We start from the raw sequence: 20,941 nt of genomic DNA, 5'->3' as shown, positions 1-20,941 counted from the left end.
GAAAGGGAGTCATGACCCGCGTGGTCCTGCTGGGCGCCTCGCCCGGCCCCGACACCTCTCCGACCGGCCTGAGGCTGGCCGCGCTGCCCGGCAATCCCACCGTGGCCGAGCGGCTGCGCGGCCAGTTGGCTTCTTATGACCAGCGGCCCGCCACCATCGCCGGCGGCGACGTGGCCGCCGCCCTGCGCGCGCTGGCCGAGGTCGCCGAGTCGGCAACGGAGAGCCTGCTCATCATCCCCGAGAACTCGCTCATCCACGACGAGCTGATCTACCAGATCACCAAGACCAAGCGCGGTGCGCTGGCGCTCGTCGCCAAGGAGCCGAGACCGGGCAGCACGGACGAGGAGGCTCCGGAGGACACCGCCGAGTCCGAGTCCGAGCTCGTCCCCATCGACGAGGCCGATCCCGAGATCGGGCTCAACCGGCTGGAGGGGCTGCCGGTCCGCGCCCGCGTCGGCAAGTCGCGGGTGGTCTCGGTCGGCACCGCGACCCACGCCGTGACCCGCCCCAACGGCGTGCTGCTCGGCCCGCTGCACGTCAGCGCGCGCAACGCGCAGGTGCTCGCGGAGACCTGCCGCGACCTCGCCGCCCTGGCCCACACCTTCGGCCCCGACGACGACCTGGTGCAGCTCGTCGTGTTCGGCCTGGTGCGCAACGGCGTGTCGGTCGGCATCCGGGGCCGCCGCGACCTCTTCTACCGCCGGGTCACCACCCAGGAGGAGGTCAACGAGGCCGGCCCCGAGATGGCCGCCATGGACGAGGACCGCGCCCGGCTCAACAACGCCGTCAAGGGCGCCGACGGCTTCTTCACCACCTATTTCGTCTCCACCTACTCCCGCTTCATCGCCCGCTGGGCGGCCCGGCGGGGGCTGACGCCCAACCAGGTCACGCTGATCTCGATCGCGCTGGGCGTGGCCGCGGCCGCCTGCTTCGCCACCGGCGACCGGCCGTGGATGGTGCTGGGCGGGGTGCTGATCTACTTCGCGTTCGTCTTCGACTGCGTCGACGGCCAGGTGGCGCGCTACGCCCGCAAGTTCGGCGTCCTCGGCGCCTGGCTGGACGCCACGTTCGACCGGTTCAAGGAATACGTGGTCTTCGCCGGCCTCGCCCTCGGCTACGTGATCGCGGGCAACGGCGAGGACATCTGGATTCTCGCGCTGGCCGCGCTGGGCCTGCAGTCCGTACGCCACCTGCTCGACTTCTCCTTCGGCGCGGCCAACCGCCGCAAGCCGCCCGCGAAGCTGCCCATGCTGGCGCTCGACGCCCCCGACGACCGTGAGCTGCGGGCCGCGCTGTCGCGCCGCCGGGAAGAGCGCAGCCACGGCCTGCGGGGCGTGCTCAAGATGTGGACCAGGGCCGGCAGGTTCCGGGCCCTCCACTGGGCGCGCAAGATGATCGTGTTCCCCATCGGCGAGCGGTTCGCGGCCATCGCGATCACCGCCGCCCTCTTCGACGCCCGGATCACCTTCCTGACGCTGGTGATCTGGGGCTCCGTCGCCGCCGCCTACTCCCTCACCGGACGCCTCATGAGGTCGCTCGTATGATCACCCAACCGCAGGCCATGGCCACCCCCACGCCGGACCCCGACGAGGAGCGCCGGCGCATCCAGACCGCCCGCCTGCTCGCCTACCGCGACGACGGCCCGCTCGTCCAGGCGCTGGCGCCCCGGCTGGGGCCGGGCCTGCCGCCCGTGCCCGCCGCGCTCGTGGCGCTGCTCGCCGTGGCGGGCGTCACGGTCGCCGGGCTGCCGGAGTCGGGCCCCATGCTGCTCGTGCCCGTCGCGATCGCCCTGCTGCTGATCCTGCCGACGGCGTCGCGTGACCACCTGGGCCGCCTCGACTGGCTGACGCCGCCGCTGCTGCGCGGCACCGAGTTCCTGGCCACGATCGCGGTCGGCCTGGCCGCCGACGCGCCGAAGTGGCTGCTGTTCGTGCTGGTGTACGTGGTGGGCTACCACACCTACGACACCGTCTACCGGACGCGGCAGAGCATCTGGCCGCCCGCCTGGGTGTTCCGGGCGGGCCTCGGCTGGGAGCTGCGGCTGCTCATCATCGGCGTGGGCGCGGCGACCGGCTTCGTGACGCCTGTGCTGGCGGTGCTGACGGCCTACCTGTTCGTGCTGTTCGCGGTGGAGAGCGTGACGAGCTGGGTGCGGCTCGACAAGGCGAGCGCGCAGGCGGGGGCCGACGCCGAGCAGGACCTGGAGGCGTCCCCCGAGGAGGCCATGGAGCAGGCCACCGGCGAGGCCGAGAAGGCCTGATCCCCTTTGTCGTTCCGGACGGCGCCGCACCCCTGAGGGCGGCGCCGTCCGTTTTGTCTGGGTATGCGCGTCCCCCGCGCGGAAAGACAGGTGCCGCGCGCCTCCCACGGCGGAGAGCGCTCTCACCGACTGCTTGACGGGAAGTGAGCCGTGTGCTCAGATCATCCCAGAGAGCGCTCTCTGACGTTCCCGCCTCCCCGCACCCCCTAGGAGAGACGCGTCATGACAACCACAGCAAGCAGGCCACGGCGCCGCCTCGCGCCCGTGGCCACGGTGCTCACCGCGCTGGTCGCGCTCACCGGCCTCCTGGTCAACGCCGCCGTCAGCGCCTCGGCCGCCGTGCCGGCCACCCCCTCGGGCTGGTCGCTCGTCTGGTCCGACGACTTCAACGGCTCCGCCGGCACTCTCCCGTCCTCCGACAACTGGATCATCGACACCGGCCACGCCTACCCCGGCGGCCCGGCCAACTGGGGCACCGGCGAGATCCAGAACTACACCTCCAGCACCTCCAACCTCAGCCTCGACGGCTCCGGCAACCTGCGCATCACGCCCCTCCGCAGCAGCTCGGGCGAGTGGACCTCGGCCCGCATCGAGACCCGCCGCGCCGACTTCAAGCCCGCCGACGGCCGGATCCTGCGCATCGAGTCCCGCCTCCAGATGCCGAACGTCACCGGCGACGCCGCCCTCGGCTACTGGCCGGCCTTCTGGGCGCTCGGCGCGCCCTACCGGGGCAACTACTGGAACTGGCCCGCGATCGGCGAGTTCGACATCATGGAGAACGTCAACGGCATCAACTCCGTCTGGGGCGTCCTGCACTGCGGCGTCAACCCGGGCGGGCCGTGCAACGAGACCACCGGGCTCGGCGCGAGCCGCGCCTGCCCCGGCTCCACCTGCCAGTCGGCCTTCCACACCTTCCGCTTCGAGTGGGACCGCAGCGTGAGCCCCAACCAGCTCCGCTGGTACGTGGACGGCCAGCAGTTCCACGGCGTCAACCAGTCCCAGTTCGACGCCACGACCTGGGCCAACATGACCGGCCACGCCGGCTACTTCCTGCTGCTGAACGTGGCGATGGGCGGCGCCTTCCCGAACGCCCTCGGCGGCCAGACCCCGACCGCGGCGACCGTGCCGGGCCGTCCCATGGTCGTGGACTACGTGGCCGTGTGGCAGAGCGGCGCCGGCAGCACGCCAACCCCGACCATCACCCCGACCTCGCCGGGCGGCGTGGACGCCCGCTCCACCATCCAGGCCGAGCGCTACCAGGCCCAGTCGGGCACGATCGTCGAGACCACCACCGACACCGGCGGCGGCCAGAACGTCGGCGCGATCACCAACGGCGACTGGCTGCGCTACGACGGCGTGAACTTCGGCTCCCAGGCGGCCACCCAGTTCAGGGCCAGGGTGGCGTCGGGCGCGGCGGCCGGCGTCAGCGGCCTGGTGCAGGTACGCCTCGACAGCCCGACGGCCCCGCCCATCGGCGACTTCGCGATCGCGAACACCGGCGGCTGGCAGAGCTGGCGCACCGTCCCGGCCAACATCTCCGGGGTGACCGGCACGCACACGGTCTACCTGACCTTCAGCAGCGGCCAGCCCGCCGACTTCGTCAACGTCAACTGGTTCACCTTCTCCACCTCCTGACCGGCGGGCCGCGCCCGCGCAGGGGGGCCCGCGCGGGCGCGGCATCCGTCCGGAGAAGGGGGCGGCGGGGGGACCCGGGTGGCGGCGGTGCGGAAAGGTGAGATCGGCGAAATGGGCAACAATGGTGCGATGAGCGAACTGCCGGTCATCGACATTGCGCCCCTGCTCGGCGAGGACGAGGACGGCAAGGCCGCCGTCGCCGCCGCCATCGGCGCCGCCTGCCGGGACAACGGCTTCTTCTACGTCACCGGCCACGGCGTCCCCGCCGAGCTGATCGCCGGCCTCGACGCCGCCTCCCGCCGCTTCTTCGCGCTGCCGGAGCCGGTCAAGAACGAGATCGCGATGGACCGGGGCGGCGTCGGCGAGCACACCGACTACGGCCTGCTCACGCTGCTCCTCCAGGACGCCAACGGCGGCCTCCAGGTCCGCACCCGGGACGGCTGGATCGAGGCGCCGCCGCTGGAGGGCACGTTCGTGTGCAACATCGGCGACATGCTCGACAAGCTGACCGGCGGCCAGTACCGCTCGACCCCGCACCGGGTGCGCAACCGCAGCGGGAACGAGCGGCTCAGCTTCCCGTTCTTCTTCGACCCCGGCTGGGACAGCGAGGTGCCGCCGCTCCCCTACGCGCCCGGCCACCGCTGGGACGGCCAGGTCGACTTCACCGGCACCTACGGCGAGTATCTGCTGTCGAAGGTCTCCAAGGTCTTCCCCCGCCTGTTCGAGACCCTCGACGAGCGGCCCCGCTAGGCCGACTCCCGCACGACCAGCCGGACCGGCAGCACCACCGACTCGGTGTGGCGGCCCTCCAGCCGGGACAGCAGCAGCCGGGCCAGCGCCAGCGCCTGCTCGGCCACCGGGACCCTGACCGTGGTCAGCCCGGGGACGACGGCCGAGGCGGCGTCCACGTCGTCGAAGCCCACGACCGCCAGGTCCTCCGGGACCCGCCGCCCGGCCTCCCGCGCCGCCTGCAGCGCCCCGAGCGCGAGCTGGTCGGTGGCGGCGAAGACGGCGTCGAGCGCGGGCTCGTCGCCGAGGAGGCGGCGGGTGGCCGCCGCCCCGGAGGAGCGGACGAGGTCGGCGGGCGCGAGCAGCGGCTGCCGGCCGGCCCGCCGCAGCGCGTCCCGGTGGCCGGACAGGCGGTCCTGCATGGCGACCAGGTCCATGGGGCCGCTGACCATGCCGATCCTGCGCCGGCCGCCGGCCAGCAGGTGCTCGGTGGCGGCCACGGCGCCGCCCGCGTTGTCGACGTCCACGTACGGCACCAGCGACGCGATCGCGGGCTTGCCCAGCAGCACGACCGGCACCCCCGTGCGCGAGAGCCGCTCGGCCAGGGTGTCGCCGCGGTCGGGCGGCAGCAGCACGACGCCGTCCACCAGCCGGGCCTCGACGTGCTGGACGATGCGCCGGTGGCTCTCCGCGGTGTCGGCCAGCATGAGCGTGATCTGCTTGCCCGCGCCCTCCAGGAGGCTGGTGACGTACTGGACGACGGCGGCGGTGAGCTGGTCGCCGCCCTGGCGCGGCACGGACAGCACCAGCGCGACGGAGTTGGTGCTGCGGGTGACGAGGCTGCGGGCGGCGGCGTTCGGCACGTAGCCCAACTCCTTGATCGCCAGCAGCACCGTCTCGCGGACCTCGGGGCGGACGGACGCCTCGCCGTTGACCACCCGGGAGACGGTGGCGCGGGAGACGCCCGCGCGGGCGGCGACGGTCTCCAGCGTGGGCCGCTTGGGGCGGGACTCCAGCAGGCCGTTGCGCCGGATGACGTCGCGGTACCAGAGCGCGCTGTCCTTCAGCCGCCGCCGCTGCGTGGCGAAGTCGACGTGCACGAGCCCGAACTTGCGCCGGTAGCCGTCGGCCCATTCGAGGTTGTCCAGCAGCGTCCAGACGAGGTAGCCGCGCACCGGCACGCCCTCCTCGACGGCCGCGCGCAGGGCGCGCAGGTGCTCCTCGATGAAGCTGACCCGCTCGACGTCGTGGATGCCGTCGCCGGTGGCGACGTCGACGAAGTCGGCGCCGTTCTCGGTGACCATCAGCTCGGTGCCGGGGAACTCGGCGGCGAGGCGGCGCAGCACGAGCGACAGGCAGCCGGGGACGATGGGCCAGCCCATGGCGGTGACCGCGGTGGGGACGGTGCAGAACAGCACGCCCTCGCTGCCGGGGTAGGCGGGGTCGGCGGGCTCGCTGGGCTGGGCCTGCACCACGATCGGGGTGTAGTAGTTGACGCCGAGCAGGTCGACCGGCTGACCGATCAGCTCCAGGTCGCCGTCGCGGACGTGGCCGAGCCCGGCCGTGCGCTCGACGATGGGCAGCAGCTCGGCGGGATAGGCGCCGCGCAGCATCGGGTCGAGGAACTGCCGGTTGACCAGGGCGTCGATGCGCGCCACGGCCTCGCCGTCCTCCTCCGACAGCGACCGGCCGGGGTCGCCGACCTGGCCGGGGGTCAGCACCGGCGAGATGTTGAGCACGCCGCCGACCTTCGCCGCCCCGGCCGCGCGCAGGGCCTGGGCGCCGAGCCCGTGCGCGAGCAGCAGGTGGTGGGCGGCGCGGAAGGCGTCGGCGGGCGAGGTGCGGCCGGGGGCGTGGACGCCGGAGCCGTAGCCGAGGAAGGCCGCGACCCAGGGCTCGTTGACGGTGAGCCAGGTGTCCACGCGGTCCCCTAACCGCGCGCCGACGACCGCCGCGTAGTCGGCGAAGCGGCGGGCGGTCTCGCGCTCCGGCCAGCCGCCCGCGTCCTCCAGCGCCTGCGGCAGGTCCCAGTGGTAGAGGGTGGCGTACGGCGTGATCCCCGCCTCCAGCAGCGCGTCCAGCAGCCGGTCGTAGAAGTCGAGCCCGGCGTCGTTGGGCTTGCCCGAGCCCTCGGGGAAGATCCGCGCCCAGCTCACCGAGAAGCGGTAGGCGGCGATGCCCAGGTCCTTCATCAGCCGCACGTCTTCGCGGTAGCGGTGGTAGTGGTCGCACGCCTCGGCGCCGTCGGCGGAGAAGGTCTCCCAGATGGACCGGCCGCGCCCGTCCGCCGAGGTCGCCCCCTCGATCTGGTAAGCCGAGGTGGACACTCCCCAGATGAAGTCCTCGGGGAAGGCTGCGGTGCTCATTGCTGCGGAAACCCTTCGTCATCGGTCGCGACGGTCCAGTCTCCCGCGCGCCGCTCGTCGCGCGCCAGCCTGGCCAGGCGGTATACAGAGCGCGTGGAACTGGACCGGCTCGATCGTGACATCATCGCGGCGCTCGTGGACGACGCCCGCGCGACCTACGCGGAGGTGGGGCAGGTCGTGGGTCTCAGCGCCTCGGCGGTCAAGCGGCGCGTCGACCGGCTGCGCGCGAGCGGCGCGATCACCGGTTTCAGCGCCCGCGTGTCGCCCGAGGCGCTCGGCTGGACCACCGAGGCGTACGTAGAGCTGTTCTGCCAGGGCAAGACCAAGCCGGCCGACATCGCGCTGGCCGTCGCCAAGTTCCCCGAGGTGGTGGGCGCGGCCACGATCACCGGCGAGGCCGACGCGTTACTCCACATCAGGGCCACCGACGTGCGGCACGTGGAGCGGGTGATCGAGCGCATCGCGGCGGAGGCGTTCGTGGTGCGCACGAAGAGCGCGATCGTGCTGTCACGCCTGGTGGACGCCCCTTCCGGAGTGCTGCGCAACGAAACACGGCTGATCGGGTGAAACTCGCAACAGACCCGCGTGAGCGCGCAATGCCACACGCTTGGCCTGCGCAAATGTGATTCCTAGGCTGTGTCCGTCCCCATGTGCCCGCATAAGTGCGACGGAGAAGCCGCATGCCCAGACACTTCCTGATGTGCCGCCCGGACTACTTCACGGTCGAGTACGCCATCAACCCGTGGATGCATCCCGAGGCCGGCGCGGACCGCGACGTCGCGATCCGGCAGTGGGAGGGCCTGAAAGCGGCCTACGAGGAGCTCGGGCACCGGGTCGACCTTATCGACCCGATCGACGGCCTGCCCGACATGGTCTTCGCCGCCAACGGCGCGCTGGTCGTCGGCGGGCGCGTCTACGGCGCCCGGTTCACCTTCCCGCAGCGCGGCCCCGAGGGCCCGGCCTACCTGCGGTGGTTCGCCGAGCGCGGCTACCCGGTGCTGGAGCCGGCGCACGTCAACGAGGGCGAGGGCGACTTCCTCACGCTCGACGACGTCGTGCTGGCCGGCACGGGGTTCCGCACCGACGTGGTGGCCCACCGGGAGGCGCAGGAGTTCCTGGGCCGCCCGGTCGTCTCGCTGACCCTGGTGGACCCGCGCTTCTACCACCTCGACACGGCGCTGTTCCCGCTGGACGGCCGCAACGTCGCCTACTACCCGGAAGCGTTCTCGCCGGGCAGCCAGGAGGTGCTGCGCCGGATGTTCCCCGACGCCGTGCTCGCCGGCGCCGAGGACGCCGAGGTGCTGGGGCTCAACGCGGTCAGCGACGGCAGGAACGTGGTGATCAACGCCGAGGCGTCCTCGCTCCAGTTGGAGCTCAAGCGCCGAGGGTACGAGGTGATACCGGTCGACCTGTCGGAGTTGCGCAAGGCGGGCGGCGGGCCGAAGTGCTGCACACTGGAAATCAGGGGGGAAAACTAACATGACCAGCAGCGCAGAGCTGATCGAGCTGAGCGAGCGCCGCAGCGCGCACAACTACCACCCGCTTCCCGTGGTGATCCACGAGGCCGAGGGGGCCTGGGTCACCGACGTCGACGGCAGGCGATACCTGGACTGCCTGTCCGGCTACTCGTCGCTCAACTTCGGCCACCGCAACCAGAAGATCATCGAGGCGGCCCAGGAGCAGCTCCAGCGGCTGACCCTGACCAGCCGGGCGTTCTACCACGACCAGTTCGCGCAGTTCTGCGCCGGGCTGGGCGACCTCACGGGCAAGGATCTGATCCTGCCCATGAACACCGGCGCCGAGGCCGTCGAGACCGCCATCAAGGTGGCCCGCAAGTGGGGCTACGACGTCAAGGGCGTCGAGCCCGGCCAGGCGAACATCATCGTGATGGAGAACAACTTCCACGGCCGCACCACCACGATCATCAGCTTCTCCACCGATCCCGACGCGCACGACGGCTTCGGGCCGTACACGCCGGGGTTCCGGATCGTGCCGTACGGGTCGATCGAGGCGATCAGGGCGGCGGTGGACGCCAACACCGTGGGCGTGCTGGTCGAGCCCATCCAGGGCGAGGCCGGGGTGCTGGTGCCGCCGGACGGCTACCTGAGCGACATCCGTGACCTGTGCACCGCCGAGGGCATCCTGATGATCGCCGACGAGATCCAGTCGGGGCTGGGGCGCACCGGGCAGACGTTCGCCTGCGACCACGAGGGGGTCGTGCCCGACATCTACGTGCTGGGCAAGGCGCTCGGCGGCGGCGTGGTCCCGGTGTCGGCCATCGCGGCCGACCGCGACGTGCTCGGCGTGATCCACCCGGGGCAGCACGGCTCCACGTTCGGCGGCAACCCGCTCGCCTGCGCGGTCGCCAACGCCGTCATCGAGATCCTCGCCACCGGCGAGTTCCAGGTCAGGGCCGCCAAGCTCGGCGAGGTGCTGCACACGCGGCTGCGCGAGCTGATCGGCAAGGGCGTGGTCGAGGTGCGCGGGCGCGGCCTCTGGGCCGGCGTGGACATCGACCCCGACCTCGCCACCGGGCGCGAGGTGTCGAAGGCGCTGATGAAGCGGGGCGTGCTGGCCAAGGACACGCACGGTTCCACGATCCGGCTGGCGCCGCCCATCGTGATCAGCGAGGACGACCTGGTCTGGGCGGTTGACCAGCTCGCCGACGCCGTCTACGAGTTCAGGAACAAGGGCTAGGACCCGCCGACGCTCCCCGCGCCGGGCGGCTCAGCGCAGCCGCACCGAGTCGATCCGGCGCAGGGTGTCGTTGCGGGACTCGTACCAGCTCACCTCGTCGGGGAGGGTGAGCGTGGCGATGGCGTTCTGGAAGAACGGCCCCTTGGTGATCCGCCAGCGGAACGGCGGCTTCGGGACGCCCGCCAGGCGGGCCAGCACGCCGCCCACCAGGGTGGCGATCGAGAACTGCGTGACCACGTTGGCCCAGCGCAGCAGGCGGCTGAGCGGGTTGCGGATGGGCGAGCAGACGATCTGGAAGATCTGTCCCTTGTTGGTCCTGGCGAGGTAGGAGTAGTGGACGTCGCCGGAGAGGATCACCACCGGCTTGCCGGTCCGCACCAGCAGCCGGGCGAGGTCCTCGAACGAGCGCCGGAACGCCGCCCAGTGCTCCAGGTCGATGGCCTGCCGGAACCGCTCCGACCACTCCCGCACCCGGGACCCCCACTTGCCGTCGGCGAGGGCCTCGTTCCAGTTCTGGACGCCGTGGACGCCCTCGGGCAGCAGGAACGGGATGGACGAGCCGATGATCAGGCGCTCGGCCGGAGCGGCGAGCTGCTCCTCCAGCCAGGCCCACTCGTCGGGGTCGAGCATGCGCCGGTCGCCGGGGGTGAGCTGTCTGGCGCACCGGGTGTCCACCATGATGAGCCGGGCGCCGCCGAGCTCGCGCGCGTAGCTCCAGCGGTTGCTGCTCGGCTCGGCGTCGGCCTTCTCGGCGAAGGCGTCGAGCTCGGCCGCGCCGTCACGGCCGCCGAGGTCGAGGAGCGTGCGCATGAGCGGGTCGGCGGCCCGCTCGGCGGGCGAGAGGTTGCCGATGTGCTGGTAGACCCAGTAGGCGCCGAGCCCGGCGACGACCCGCCGCTGCCACCAGGTGGTGCGGGCCATCTGCTCGCGCCAGGGCTGGGAGGTGTTCCAGTCGTCGCGCAGGTCGTGGTCGTCGAAGATCATCGCGCTCGGCACGGTGGACAGCAGCCACTGGATGTCGGGCTCGGTCCAGGCCTGGCGGTAGAGCTCGGCGTATTCCTCGAAGTCGGCGATCTCGTCCTGCGGCGCGGTGTCGCGGCGGGCCCGGATGAAGGCCAGGATGTCCTGGGAGGGGCTGTCGGCGTAGACCTGGTCGCCGATGAGCAGCAGCAGGTCGGGCCACTCCTCGTCGGGCGCCTCGTAGAGCCGGCGGCCGTAGGAGCGCAGCACGTCCTCGCCGTGGGTGCGCACGGTGGCGGGGTCGTGCGGCACGCTGGTGCGGCACGAGCCGAACGCCAGCCGCCTGGCCCCGCCCTCGGGCGTCAGCCGGATCCGGCTCGGCGGCCGACCCGCCAGGGGCCATACGTGCTCCCCGTCGAGGGTGACGGAATAGGACGGGATATCCTGGGAGAGCTCGACGAGATCCACGATCGCGTAGTGGTGTCCGTGCACGGTGAAGGTAGGCGACCGGTAAGTCCTGCCGCCCGCCTCGATGGCGACCGTGCAGGGTTCGGCGGTCTCCACCCAGATCGAGGCGCTATGGGAATCGACGTGTCTGAGCATCGGCCCCACCACGAGTGCGGGCATCCGACCCTCCGTTTCGATGTTTTGGCATATTGTCGCCGCCCAGCCTGCCAGAGTGGCACGGTCACGGCATCTCGATCATCGGCTTGGATTTCTACCAACGACTAGGCAAGCTGAAACGCCCCGCCCTAGGATGATCGCGACAACATCGCCCTAAGTGGAAGGCAATGGCGCTTTCCCCGCAAAACGGGCGTAAATACCAGGAGGACACTCTTCCATGAGCATCATGGTGCCGTCAAAGACGCCGGCCCTGATCACCCCGGGCCGCCAGGCCCTCGACTCCGCCCTCCACCAGCTCCACCAGGCCGCCGAGCACCTCGGGCTCGACCACGGGCTGCGTACGATGCTGGCGACGCCGCGCCGCTCGCTGACCGTCTCGGTCCCGGTGCGGCGCGAGGACGGACGACTTGACGTCGTGCAGGGCTTCCGCGTCCAGCACAACGTCTCCCGCGGCCCCGCCAAGGGCGGCATCCGCTTCCATCCCAGCACCGACATCCACGAGGTCACCGCGCTCGCGATGTGGATGACCTGGAAGTGCGCGCTGGTCGGCATCCCGTACGGCGGCGCCAAGGGCGGCGTCGCCGTGGACCCGGCCACGCTCACCGTCCGCGAGCAGGAGCGGCTGACCCGCCGCTACGTCAACGAGATCCTGCCGCTGATCGGCCCGGAGAAGGACATCCCGGCGCCCGACGTCGGCACCGACGAGCAGACCATGGCCTGGATCATGGACACCTACAGCGTCAGCGCCGGCTACTCCGTGCCCGGGGTGGTCACCGGCAAGCCGATGACGCTGGGCGGCTCGCTCGGCCGCGCCGGCGCGACCTCGCGCGGCGTGCAGATCGCCGCGCTGGCCGCGCTCGGCCGCTCGCCCGAAGGCGTGAGCGTGGCCGTGCAGGGCTTCGGCAAGGTGGGCGCGCTCGCCGCCCAATACCTCGCCGACGCCGGCTGCAAGGTCGTCGCGGTCTCCGACGCCGGCGGCGCCGTGCACGCCGACGGCGGCCTCGACATCTCTCTCCTGCGTGCCTGGGCCGCGGAGCACGGGAGCGTGCGCGGCTACCCGCACGCCGACGAGCTGCCTCTCGACGACCTGCTGGAGCTGGACGTCGACGTCCTGGTCCCGGCGGCGCTGGAGGGCGCGATCACCGAGGCCAACGCGCCCCGGGTGCGCGCCCGCCTGATCGTCGAGGGCGCCAACGGGCCGCTCACGCCGGAGGCCGACGAGATCGTCAACGCCAACGGCACCACGGTCGTGCCGGACATCCTCGCCAACGCCGGCGGGGTGATCGTCTCCTACCTGGAGTGGGTGCAGAACATGCAGGCCTACTCCTGGAGCTCCGGCGAGGTCGAGGTCAAGCTGCGCGACCTCATGGAGAACGCGTTCGACGAGGTACGCTCGCTCGCCGGGGCCCGCGGGCTCACGCTGCGGCAGGCGGCGCACGTCATCGGCGTCGGCCGGGTGGCCGAGGCCCACCAGATGCGCGGCCTCTACCCGTGAGCTGACCGGGTTTTCGAAGGCTCCGGCCGCCCCCGGAAGCACGGGGGCGGCCGGAGCTGTCATGATCGCGGAAGGCGGCTCAGACGCGCAGCTCGGCGTGGTCGAGCGCGGCCGTCAGCGTCTCCAGGTCGCGCATCAGCCGCTCGGTGCGCTCGTGGCCGAAGGCGTCGGCGATGAGCCGGTGGTGCTCGGCCACCGCGCCGTCGGTGCGGGCCAGCAGCTCGGCCCCCCTGTCGGAGACGAACACCGCCACCCGCCGCCGGTCGCCCTTCGACGGCCCCCGGTAGACCAGCGCCCGGTCGATGAGCCGGTCGACCGCCTTGGTCAGCGTCGGGTGCGGCATCAGCACGGCCTCGGCCAGCTCACCCATGGAGTGCCCGCGGCCGTCGGCCAGCGCCCGCAGGATGCGCCACTGCTCGACGGTGACGTCCTCGCCGGCCAGCACGGCGGCGAGGCCCCGGTTGACGCTCCGCTCCGCACAGCTCAGCAGGTAGGCGAGTGAGGACCCGAGACCGGAGTCGTTCATCAGATACCTCCGTGGAGACCCCCGCCTTGATGCGGGGGAGGAATCGGACTCCTGCCGGGCAGGGCAGGAGCAGGCGATACGCCGTCAGACGGACCGCCGTCGTCTTTCGGATTCGGCCGGTGCGCGGGTGATCTCGCACATATGATCGGAAGGTGGCGCAGCTGGTCAAGCGGGCCTACAAGTACCGCTTCCATCCAACCCCCGAACAGGCCGAGGAGCTTGTCCGGACGTTCGGTTGCGTGCGCCTGGTCTACAACAAGGCCCTGGAGGAGCGGACCCGCGCCTACAAGCTGGAAGGCCGAGGTGTCTCCTACGTGGAGTCGTCGGCTGCGCTGACCGCGTGGAAGAAGACGCCCGAGCTGGCGTTCTTGTGCGAGGTGTCGTCGGTGCCGTTGCAGCAGACGCTGCGGCAGCTGCAGGCGGCGTTCGCGAACTTCTTCGCCCGCCGGGCCAAGTACCCGACGTTCAAGAGCAGGAAGAGGTCGCGGGCGTCGGCCGAGTACACCCGCTCTGGGTTCCGCTGGCGTGACGGCCGGCTCACCCTGGCCAAGATGGGCGCGCCGCTGGACATCGTGTGGTCGCGCCCGTTGCCCGAGGGGGCTGAGCCGTCCACAGTCACCGTGTCCAGGGACGCGGCCGGGCGGTGGTTCGTGTCCCTGCTGGTGGAGGAGAAGATCGCGCCTTTGCCGCCGGTCGAGCGGTCGACGGGCGTGGACGCGGGCCTGACCGCGCTGCTGACGCTGTCGTGTGGCGAGCAGATCGTCAATCCGCGTCATGAGCGTCGTGAGCGGCGCAGGCTGGCCAAGGCGCAGCGGGCGCTGGCCCGTAAGGAGAAGGGGTCGAACAACCGGGCCAAGGCCCGGCTGAAGGTGGCGCGGGTGCATGCCCGGATCGCCGACCGCAGGCGGGACTATCTGCACAAGGTCACCACACGGCTGGTTCGCGAGAATCAAGTGATCGCCGTGGAGGACCTGGCCGTCCGCAACCTGCTGAAGAACCATGCGCTGGCCCGGGCCATCTCCGATGCCGGCTGGCGGGAGCTGCGGTCCATGCTGGAGTACAAGACCGCCTGGTACGGCCGCACGCTGGTGGTCGTGGACCGCTTCTTCCCCTCCTCCAAGCTGTGCTCGGCCTGCGGGACGCTGCAGGAAGAAATGCCGTTGAGCGTCCGCGAGTGGGTCTGTGCGTGCGGCGCGGTCCAGGACCGGGAGGTGAACGCGGCCCAGAACCTGCTGCTCGCCGCCGGGCTGGCGGAGAGCTGAAACGCCTGTGGAGCTGGTGCAAGACCTCAAGCGGGAGTCCTCCTCTCGCGTGGGCGACCGGCGATGAAGCAGGAAGACCGACCGGCGACGGTCGGACTCCCCCTCGTTCACGAGAGGGGAGGATGTCAAGGGCAAGGTCCTTTCGTAGGGGAGCTAACCCGGAGGATACTCGTCGGCGTGGCGGCGGTCGTCGATCCCTTCGAAGCGCGGCTCCTTCCTTCAGGTTCGATCAGGGTCGGCCTGGTCGTGCCGGTGTCCGGGGTGCTCGGACTGGTGGGCCCGTGCGCGATCAACTGCGCCGTGCTGGCCGCCGAGGAGCTCAACGCGGCCGGCGGGGTGCTCGGCAGGCCGCTGGAGCTGGTCCTGGTGGACGGCGGCCGGCCGGCCCGCGTGGTGGCCGCCGAGGTCGCCGGGCTGGTCGCCTCGGGCACGATCCAGGCGGTCGCCGGGACGCACGCCAGCGACGTGCGGGTGGAGGTGGTGGGGGCGATCGCCGGACGGGCGCCGTTCGTGTACGCGCCCCCGTACGAGGGCGGCGGCCACGCCCCCGGCGTCTACTTCCTCGGCGAGACCCCGCGCCGCCAGCTCGAACCGGCCATCGACTGGCTGATCCGCACCCGCCGGGCCCGCCGCTGGTACCTGCTGGGCAACGACTACGTCTGGCCCCGCCTGGTGCACGCCGCGGCCCGCGCCCGGCTGGGCGCGGCCGGGGCGAGCGTGGTCGGCGAGGGCCTCGCCGGCTACGGGCAGGCGACGCGCTGGCTGGACCGGGTGGCCGGCGCCCGCCCCGACGCGATCCTGCTCACGCTGATCGGCAGCGACCTGGTGGCCTTCAACCGGGCCTACGCCGCCGCCGGGCTGGGCGCGGCCCGGCTCTGCGGGGCGCTGGAGGAGCACGGCCTGCTCGGCATCGGCGGCGACGGCACGGGCGAGCTGTACGCCTCCATGGGCTACTTCCGCGACCTCGCGACCGAGCCCGCGCTGGACTTCGCCGAGCGGTACGCGGCCCGCTTCGGCCCCGACGCCCCCATGCTCAACGCGCACGGCCACGGCTGCTACGAGGCGGTCGCCATGCTGGCGGCGCTGTGCGGGCGGGCGGGCTCGCTGGCGGTGCCCGCCCTGGACGCGGTGGCCGACGGCGCCACGATCACGAGCGCGCGGGGCCGGCTCACGCTGCGGGACCGGCAGGTGGCCCACCCGGTCCACCTCGCGCGGGCGGACGGCCTCCAATTCTTTCTGGAGAAACCTTTTCTCTAGAAAGCTTTGGCTCTAAGGTGCCAATCGCCCCCTGACGCAGCTAGGAGCCCCGTCCATGAGCACCGTCGAGCAGTTCGGCTACCGCCAGGAACTACAGCGGTCCCTGGGATTCGCCGACCTCATGATCTACGGCCTGATCTTCATGGTGCCGATCGCGCCGTTCGGCATCTTCGGCAACGTCTTCGCCGTCTCGCACGGCATGGTCGCGCTGGCGTACCTCATCGGCCTGGTGGCGATGGCGTTCACCGCGCTGTCGTACGCGCAGATGGCCCGCGCCTTCCCGATGGCCGGATCGGTCTACACCTACGCCGGGCGCGGCATCGGCGCGCCGGTCGGATTCATCGCCGGATGGGCGATCCTGCTCGACTACCTGCTCGTACCGGCCCTGCTCTACCTGGTCGCCAGCGTCGCCATGAACTCCTTCGTGCCCGCCGTCCCGGTGTGGGGCTGGCTGGCGGCGTTCGTCGTGCTCAACACCGTCGTCAACTACCTCGGCATCCAGATGACCGCCAGGATCACCCGGATCATGCTGGCCGCCGAGCTGGCCGTGCTGGCGATCTTCCTGGTGGTCGGCGGCGTCGCGCTGGCGCAGGGCAAGGCGCAGACCGGCGCGCTCACGCCGCTGTTCGACTCCGCCGGGTTCAGCTGGAGCGTGGTGCTGGCCGCGGCGTCGGTCGCGGTGCTGTCCTTCCTCGGCTTCGACGGCATCTCGACGCTCGCCGAGGAGAACCGCGAGGACGCCCGCAGGCTCGGCCGGTCCATGCTGGCCGCCCTCGCCGTCGCCGCCGTGCTGTTCGTGGTGCAGACGTGGGTGGCCGCGCTGCTCACCCCCGGCAGGGACGCCCTGATCGCGAACGGCGACGCCGCCGGCAGCGCCTTCTACGACACCGCCGAGTTCGCCGGCGGGCCCTGGCTGTCGGTGCTCACGGCCGTGGCCACGGCCGTCGCGTGGGGCTTCGCCAACTCGCTGGTCGCGCAGGCGGCCACCTCGCGGCTGCTGTTCGCGATGGGCCGGGACCGGATGCTGCCGTCGTTCCTCGGCAGGGTGCACCCCAGGCACAAGGTGCCGGTCAACGCCACGCTCGTGGTGGCCGCGATCTCGCTCGTCCTCGGGATCTTCATGAGCACCAGGGAGAACGGCATCGGGGAGCTGGCCTCGCTGGTCAACTTCGGCGCCATGTTCGCGTTCCTGCTGCTGCACGTCTCCGTCGTGGTGCACTACCTGATCAGGAAGCGCAGCGGTAACCTGCTGGCGCACCTGGTCGTGCCCGTGGCCGGCTTCCTCGTGCTGGTCGCCGTCGTCATCAACCAGAACGTCGCGGCCCAGTGGGTCGGTGGCCTGTGGCTGCTGCTCGGCCTGATCCTGCTCGGCACCACCTATGTGATGGGCCGCCGGCCCCAGCTTCCCCAGGAGGTCGTGTGAACGTCGTGTCCTACCGTCCGAAGCCCGAGGAGCTCAGCTACACCTTCGGCGGCCGGCCGCCGGTGGGCAAGGTACGCCCCGGCACGATCCTGGAGATCTTCACCGAGGACTGCTTCGGCGGCCTGGTGCGGACGGTCGACGACCTGCCGTCGCAGGTGTGCGAGTTCCCCTACCTCAACCCGGTGACCGGGCCGTTCCACGTGGAGGGCGCCGAGCCGGGCGACACGCTGGCGCTGCACTTCGTCCGGATCACCCCGGCCAGGGACTGGGCGGTGTCCACGACGTTCCCCCACTTCGGGGCGCTGACCGGCACCCACACCACGGCAATGCTCCAGCCGCCGCTGGAGGAGCGCGTCTGGCGCTACGACCTCGACCTCGACAAGGGCGTGGCCGTCTACCACGCCCGCTCCAGCGACTTCAGCGTGGAGCTGCCGCTCGACCCCATGCACGGCACGGTCGGCGTCGCCCCCGGCGCCAACGAGGCCCGCATGACCATCACCCCCGACGCGCACGGCGGCAACATGGACACCCCCGAGCTGCGCGCGGGCGTCACCGTCTACCTGGGCGTCAACGTCGAGGGCGGCCTGTTCGCGATCGGCGACGGGCACGCCAGGCAGGGCCACGGCGAGGTGTGCGGCACCGCGGTCGAGTCCGCCATGAACACCGTGGTCGCGGTCGAGCTGATCAAGGGCGTGGCCACGCCGTGGCCCCGGCTGGAGGACGACCTCCACCTGATGTCCACGGGCTCGGCCCGGCCGCTGGAGGACGCCTACCGGATCAGCCAGCACGACCTGGTCACCTGGGCCGCCGAGCTGACCGGGCTCGACACCCTGGACGCCTACCAGCTCGTCAGCCAGGCCGGGGAGGCGCCGGTGGGCAACGTGTGCGACACCAACTACACGATGGTGGCCAAGGTGCCCAAGGCATACCTCGGCGGGCCGGGCGTCTACGAGTCCGCGCACGCGCGGCTGCGCGCGCTCGGTTCCCAGTACACGAGTTAGTAAACCCGGATGTCGCAGGTCGGGGCGCTGATCATCTTCTGCTAACTGTTGGAGGGTGCTCAGGTTGGTGCTGTCCCTGCTCCTGCTCGATCCAAGCGCCGTCACCGAGGTGTCGCAACGCAACATCCCCGCTCCGCGCGTGCTCACCCCCGACGGCGACCGTCTCGGCTACGCCCCGGTGCCGCGTCCCCTCACGGGGGCGCGGCTGCTCACCGGCGTGCTGGTCGGGCGGGACCCGGTGACCGGCCAGGACATCATGTGCGGCGGCACCGTGATCGGCTCGCGCAGCCGCAGCCTGGTGCTGACGGCCGCGCACTGCCTCTACCACCAGGGGCGGACGCTCGGGCGGCTGGCCTTCCTGCCCGGCTACGACCAGGGGCGGGCGCGGCACGGCGTGTGGCCGGTCGTGCGCACGTGGGTGCCCGCGCGGTGGCGGAGCCGGCCGTACTCGACGGAGCTGCTGCCGTACGACGTGGGGCTGGTCGGCGTCGTACGGCGGGGCCGTCCCCTGGAGGCGGTCACCGGGCGCGGGCTCAAGGCGATGCCGACCACGCGCGGCACCGCGCTGCGCGGCCTGGAGCTGCTGGGCTACCCGGCCGGCAAGGGCTATCCGGGGCTGCGGTTGTACCGGTGCCTGGGCGACACCGTCGAGGCCATCTCCGAGGGGCCTGGGCTCATGGTCACCCGCAACTGCCACGCCGCCGCGGGCGGCAGCGGCGGGCCCGCGCTGTACGGCGGCGCGGTCGCGGGCGTGGTGTCGTCGTCGAGCCCGCTGAGCGACGCCAAGGGCTACACGGTGCTGACCCGGCTGAACGGCCGGCCCTTCGAGCGGATGCTGGCCAGGGCCGACCGGGCGATGCGCGCCGCGCGCCGCGACTGACCTCACCCGGGCCCCGCCCCGATCGACCTCAGCCGGCCTGCGTCACGATCTCCTCGCACAGGGCGTGGGTGGCGAGGGCGTCGCCCGCGTCCAGCACCCGGCCCTCGCGGACGGCGGCCAGGAACTCCACGCAGACCTGCTCGATGCCGCGCTGGCGGGCCACCGGCACCCAGTCGGGCCGCCGCGTGAGCGTCTCGCCGCCGCGGTAGTCGACCACGTCGCCGAGGTTGACCACCCGCCGCTTGACGCCGTCGCCCATGACCTCGCAGGACTCCTCGCTCGCGCCGCTCACCCTGTTCATGATCCCGAGGGCGGTGCAGCCGTCGCCGGACAGCTCCAGCACGATGTGCTCGATCCGGCCGTCCCTGACCCTGGTCCTGATCGTGGTGTCCGTGACCGGGCCGGGCAGCAGGAACCGCAGCGTGTCGGCGACGTGGATGAAGTCGTCGAAGACGGCCCTGCGGGGGTCGTCGGGGTGGTTGTCGCGGTTCTTCTCCATGACGACCAGATGGCGGGGCAGCGCGGCGAGGGCGGCGTAGCCGGGGGCGCGGCGGCGGTTGAAGCCGACCATGAGCGACCTGCCCTCGGCCCTCGCCAGGCGCACCAGACGCTCGGACTCGGCCAGCGTGTACGCGATCGGCTTGTCCACGTAGACGTGCACCCCGGCGGCCAGCAGCGGCTCGACGATCTCCGGATGGGCCTCGGTGGCCGCGTGCACGAACGCCGCCTCCACCCCCGCCTTGACGACCTCGTCCACGCTGGTGAACCGGTGGGCGACGCGGTAGGCGTCGCCCAGCCGGTCCAGCCGGGCGGTGTTGCGGGTGCACAGGTGCAGGTCGAGGCCGGGCTGGGCGGCGAGCACGGGCAGGTACGCCTTCTCCGCGATGTCGCCCAGGCCGATGATTGCTGTCTTCACAGGCCGAGCGTAGCCTTCAGCGCCTCGTCGACCGGGGTGGGCGCGACGCCGAACGTCCGCTGGAAGGCCGTGGAGTCCAGCACGTACGGCGCGGTGAACTGGTGGCGGACGTGCCCCAGCTCCCCGATCATCGGCGAGAACAGCCCGGCCAGCCGCGTCAGCGGCCACGGGATCGGGACGAGCCGCGGCGCGGGCCGGCCGAGCAGGGCGGCCATCCGCTCCCCCATCTGGCGGAAGGTCAGCGGCTCGGCGGTCGGCACGTGCCAGGGCCGGCCCCAGGCCCGCTCGTCGGCCCCGGCCACGACGAGCGCGTCGGCCACGTCCGGCAGGTACGTCCAGCTGTGCGGCACGTCGGCCGGCCAGACGAGCGGCACGGCCCGGCCGGCCCGCAGCGGCTTGAGGAAGCGGTCGCCGAGGTAGGACTGGTCGGTGGCGCCGGGGCCGTAGTAGTCGGAGCCGCGCACCTCGGTGGCCCTGATCCGGCCGGCCCGGTGGGCGGCGAGCGCGTCCTCCCACATCCGGGCCCGTACCCGGAACTTGGGGTCGGCGGAGGCGAGCGGCAGGTCCTCGGTCATCGGGCCGGTGACCGGGCCGTAGGGGTAGAGGTTGCCGAGCATCACGTAGACGGCGCCGCTCGCCTCGGCGGCGGCCAGGAACGACGCGGCCATCGGCGGCCAGTCGGCCGGCCAGCGGTGGTAGGCGGGGTTGACGCAGTTGTAGAGGACGTCCGCCCCTTCGGCGATCCGGACGAGCCTGTCCCGGTCGGCCACGTCGGCCGCGACCTTGACCGCCCCCTCGGGGCCGCTGCCCGAACGGGTCACGACGACGACCTCGTGTCCCTGGTCGAGGAGCTTGGCGGCCAGATGGCCGCCGACCTGGCCGGATCCGACGACGACGTGCTTACCCATGA

Annotated in this window: 17 protein-coding genes and 1 pseudogene; 13 read left to right on the top strand and 5 right to left on the bottom strand. The window is 72.1% G+C overall.

Annotated features, from left to right (window positions below; translation table 11 throughout):
• Positions 1–11 precede the first annotated feature (11 nt).
• The 4 genes from Nocox_RS43675 (at position 12) to Nocox_RS11020 (ending at position 4,645) form a co-directional block, all read left to right on the top strand.
• On the top strand, positions 12–1,544 hold the full coding sequence (locus Nocox_RS43675) for a CDP-alcohol phosphatidyltransferase family protein (RefSeq protein WP_020545426.1): 1,533 nt from the start codon (positions 12–14) through the stop codon (positions 1,542–1,544).
• A complete protein-coding gene (locus Nocox_RS43670; protein WP_020545425.1) occupies positions 1,541–2,260 on the top strand; it encodes a DUF5941 domain-containing protein in 720 nt (239 codons plus the stop codon). The genes Nocox_RS43675 and Nocox_RS43670 overlap by 4 nt, the downstream gene beginning before the upstream one ends.
• 222 nt (positions 2,261–2,482) lie before the next feature.
• Complete coding sequence (locus tag Nocox_RS11025) at positions 2,483–3,895, top strand: glycoside hydrolase family 16 protein (protein WP_026214814.1); 1,413 nt, start codon at positions 2,483–2,485, stop codon at positions 3,893–3,895.
• Positions 3,896–4,024: 129 nt separating this feature from the next.
• Positions 4,025–4,645 carry a 2OG-Fe(II) oxygenase family protein gene (locus Nocox_RS11020; protein WP_020545423.1) on the top strand — a complete coding sequence of 207 codons (621 nt, stop codon included), beginning with the start codon at positions 4,025–4,027 and terminating at the stop codon, positions 4,643–4,645.
• Here Nocox_RS11020 and Nocox_RS43940 read toward each other — a convergent pair.
• Positions 4,642–6,990, bottom strand: a complete 2,349-nt coding sequence (locus tag Nocox_RS43940; RefSeq protein WP_020545422.1) for a GH1 family beta-glucosidase — start codon at positions 6,988–6,990, stop codon at positions 4,642–4,644. The two genes, Nocox_RS11020 and Nocox_RS43940, sit on opposite strands and share 4 nt — an antisense overlap.
• A 93-nt stretch (positions 6,991–7,083) precedes the next feature.
• Here Nocox_RS43940 and Nocox_RS11010 point away from each other — a divergent pair, with 93 nt between their 5' ends.
• The 3 genes from Nocox_RS11010 to rocD all read left to right on the top strand — a co-directional run bounded on the left by Nocox_RS11010 (position 7,084) and on the right by rocD (position 9,687).
• Complete coding sequence (locus Nocox_RS11010; protein WP_020545421.1) at positions 7,084–7,557, top strand: Lrp/AsnC family transcriptional regulator; 474 nt, start codon at positions 7,084–7,086, stop codon at positions 7,555–7,557.
• A 113-nt stretch (positions 7,558–7,670) separates the two neighbouring features.
• The gene (ddaH, locus tag Nocox_RS11005) at positions 7,671–8,468 is read left to right on the top strand and encodes a dimethylargininase (RefSeq protein WP_020545420.1); all 798 of its coding nucleotides are present in this window, start codon (positions 7,671–7,673) and stop codon (positions 8,466–8,468) included.
• 1 nt (position 8,469) lies between these two features.
• Positions 8,470–9,687 carry an ornithine--oxo-acid transaminase gene (gene rocD, locus Nocox_RS11000; protein WP_020545419.1) on the top strand — a complete coding sequence of 406 codons (1,218 nt, stop codon included), beginning with the start codon at positions 8,470–8,472 and terminating at the stop codon, positions 9,685–9,687.
• 30 nt (positions 9,688–9,717) lie between these two features.
• Here rocD and Nocox_RS10995 read toward each other — a convergent pair whose 3' ends face one another.
• On the bottom strand, positions 9,718–11,274 hold the full coding sequence (locus Nocox_RS10995; RefSeq protein ID WP_063711676.1) for an alkaline phosphatase D family protein: 1,557 nt from the start codon (positions 11,272–11,274) through the stop codon (positions 9,718–9,720).
• 214 nt (positions 11,275–11,488) lie between these two features.
• Between Nocox_RS10995 and Nocox_RS10990 the strand changes: the two genes are divergently transcribed.
• A complete protein-coding gene (locus Nocox_RS10990; protein ID WP_020545417.1) occupies positions 11,489–12,766 on the top strand; it encodes a Glu/Leu/Phe/Val family dehydrogenase in 1,278 nt (425 codons plus the stop codon).
• Positions 12,767–12,845: 79 nt separating this feature from the next.
• On the opposite strand, the gene Nocox_RS10985 is transcribed toward Nocox_RS10990, so the two are convergent.
• Complete coding sequence (locus Nocox_RS10985; RefSeq protein ID WP_020545416.1) at positions 12,846–13,292, bottom strand: MarR family winged helix-turn-helix transcriptional regulator; 447 nt, start codon at positions 13,290–13,292, stop codon at positions 12,846–12,848.
• A gap of 152 nt (positions 13,293–13,444) precedes the next feature.
• On the opposite strand from Nocox_RS10985, the pseudogene Nocox_RS10980 reads away from it, so the two are divergent.
• The 5 genes and pseudogenes from Nocox_RS10980 to Nocox_RS10960 all read left to right on the top strand — a co-directional run.
• Positions 13,445–14,644 (top strand): annotated as a pseudogene (locus tag Nocox_RS10980) (RNA-guided endonuclease InsQ/TnpB family protein); the annotation flags it as partial.
• 87 nt (positions 14,645–14,731) lie between these two features.
• Positions 14,732–15,811 (top strand): substrate-binding domain-containing protein, encoded by a 1,080-nt coding sequence (locus Nocox_RS10975; protein WP_033408419.1) that lies wholly within the window; start codon positions 14,732–14,734, stop codon positions 15,809–15,811.
• Between the two features lie 55 nt (positions 15,812–15,866).
• Positions 15,867–17,234, top strand: a complete 1,368-nt coding sequence (locus Nocox_RS10970) for an APC family permease (protein WP_020541877.1) — start codon at positions 15,867–15,869, stop codon at positions 17,232–17,234.
• Positions 17,231–18,235: an acetamidase/formamidase family protein gene (locus tag Nocox_RS10965; RefSeq protein WP_020541876.1), complete on the top strand. Its 1,005-nt coding sequence runs from the start codon at positions 17,231–17,233 to the stop codon at positions 18,233–18,235. Before Nocox_RS10970 ends, Nocox_RS10965 begins: the two co-directional genes overlap by 4 nt.
• Positions 18,236–18,290: 55 nt before the next feature.
• Positions 18,291–19,115, top strand: a complete 825-nt coding sequence (locus Nocox_RS10960) for a trypsin-like serine peptidase (protein ID WP_157382898.1) — start codon at positions 18,291–18,293, stop codon at positions 19,113–19,115.
• A gap of 28 nt (positions 19,116–19,143) precedes the next feature.
• Here Nocox_RS10960 and Nocox_RS10955 read toward each other — a convergent pair whose 3' ends face one another.
• Together Nocox_RS10955 and Nocox_RS10950 are read right to left on the bottom strand one after the other, a co-directional pair.
• Positions 19,144–20,031 carry a Gfo/Idh/MocA family protein gene (locus tag Nocox_RS10955; RefSeq protein WP_020541874.1) on the bottom strand — a complete coding sequence of 296 codons (888 nt, stop codon included), beginning with the start codon at positions 20,029–20,031 and terminating at the stop codon, positions 19,144–19,146.
• The gene (locus tag Nocox_RS10950; protein ID WP_026214060.1) at positions 20,028–20,939 is read right to left on the bottom strand and encodes an NAD-dependent epimerase/dehydratase family protein; all 912 of its coding nucleotides are present in this window, start codon (positions 20,937–20,939) and stop codon (positions 20,028–20,030) included. The genes Nocox_RS10955 and Nocox_RS10950 overlap by 4 nt, the downstream gene beginning before the upstream one ends.
• Positions 20,940–20,941 lie beyond the last annotated feature (2 nt).

This window comes from Nonomuraea coxensis DSM 45129, from assembly GCF_019397265.1.
Taxonomy (GTDB): domain Bacteria; phylum Actinomycetota; class Actinomycetes; order Streptosporangiales; family Streptosporangiaceae; genus Nonomuraea; species Nonomuraea coxensis.
The sequence above is the reverse complement of the archived record's forward strand: the minus strand, read 5'-3'. Positions and strand labels throughout refer to the sequence as shown.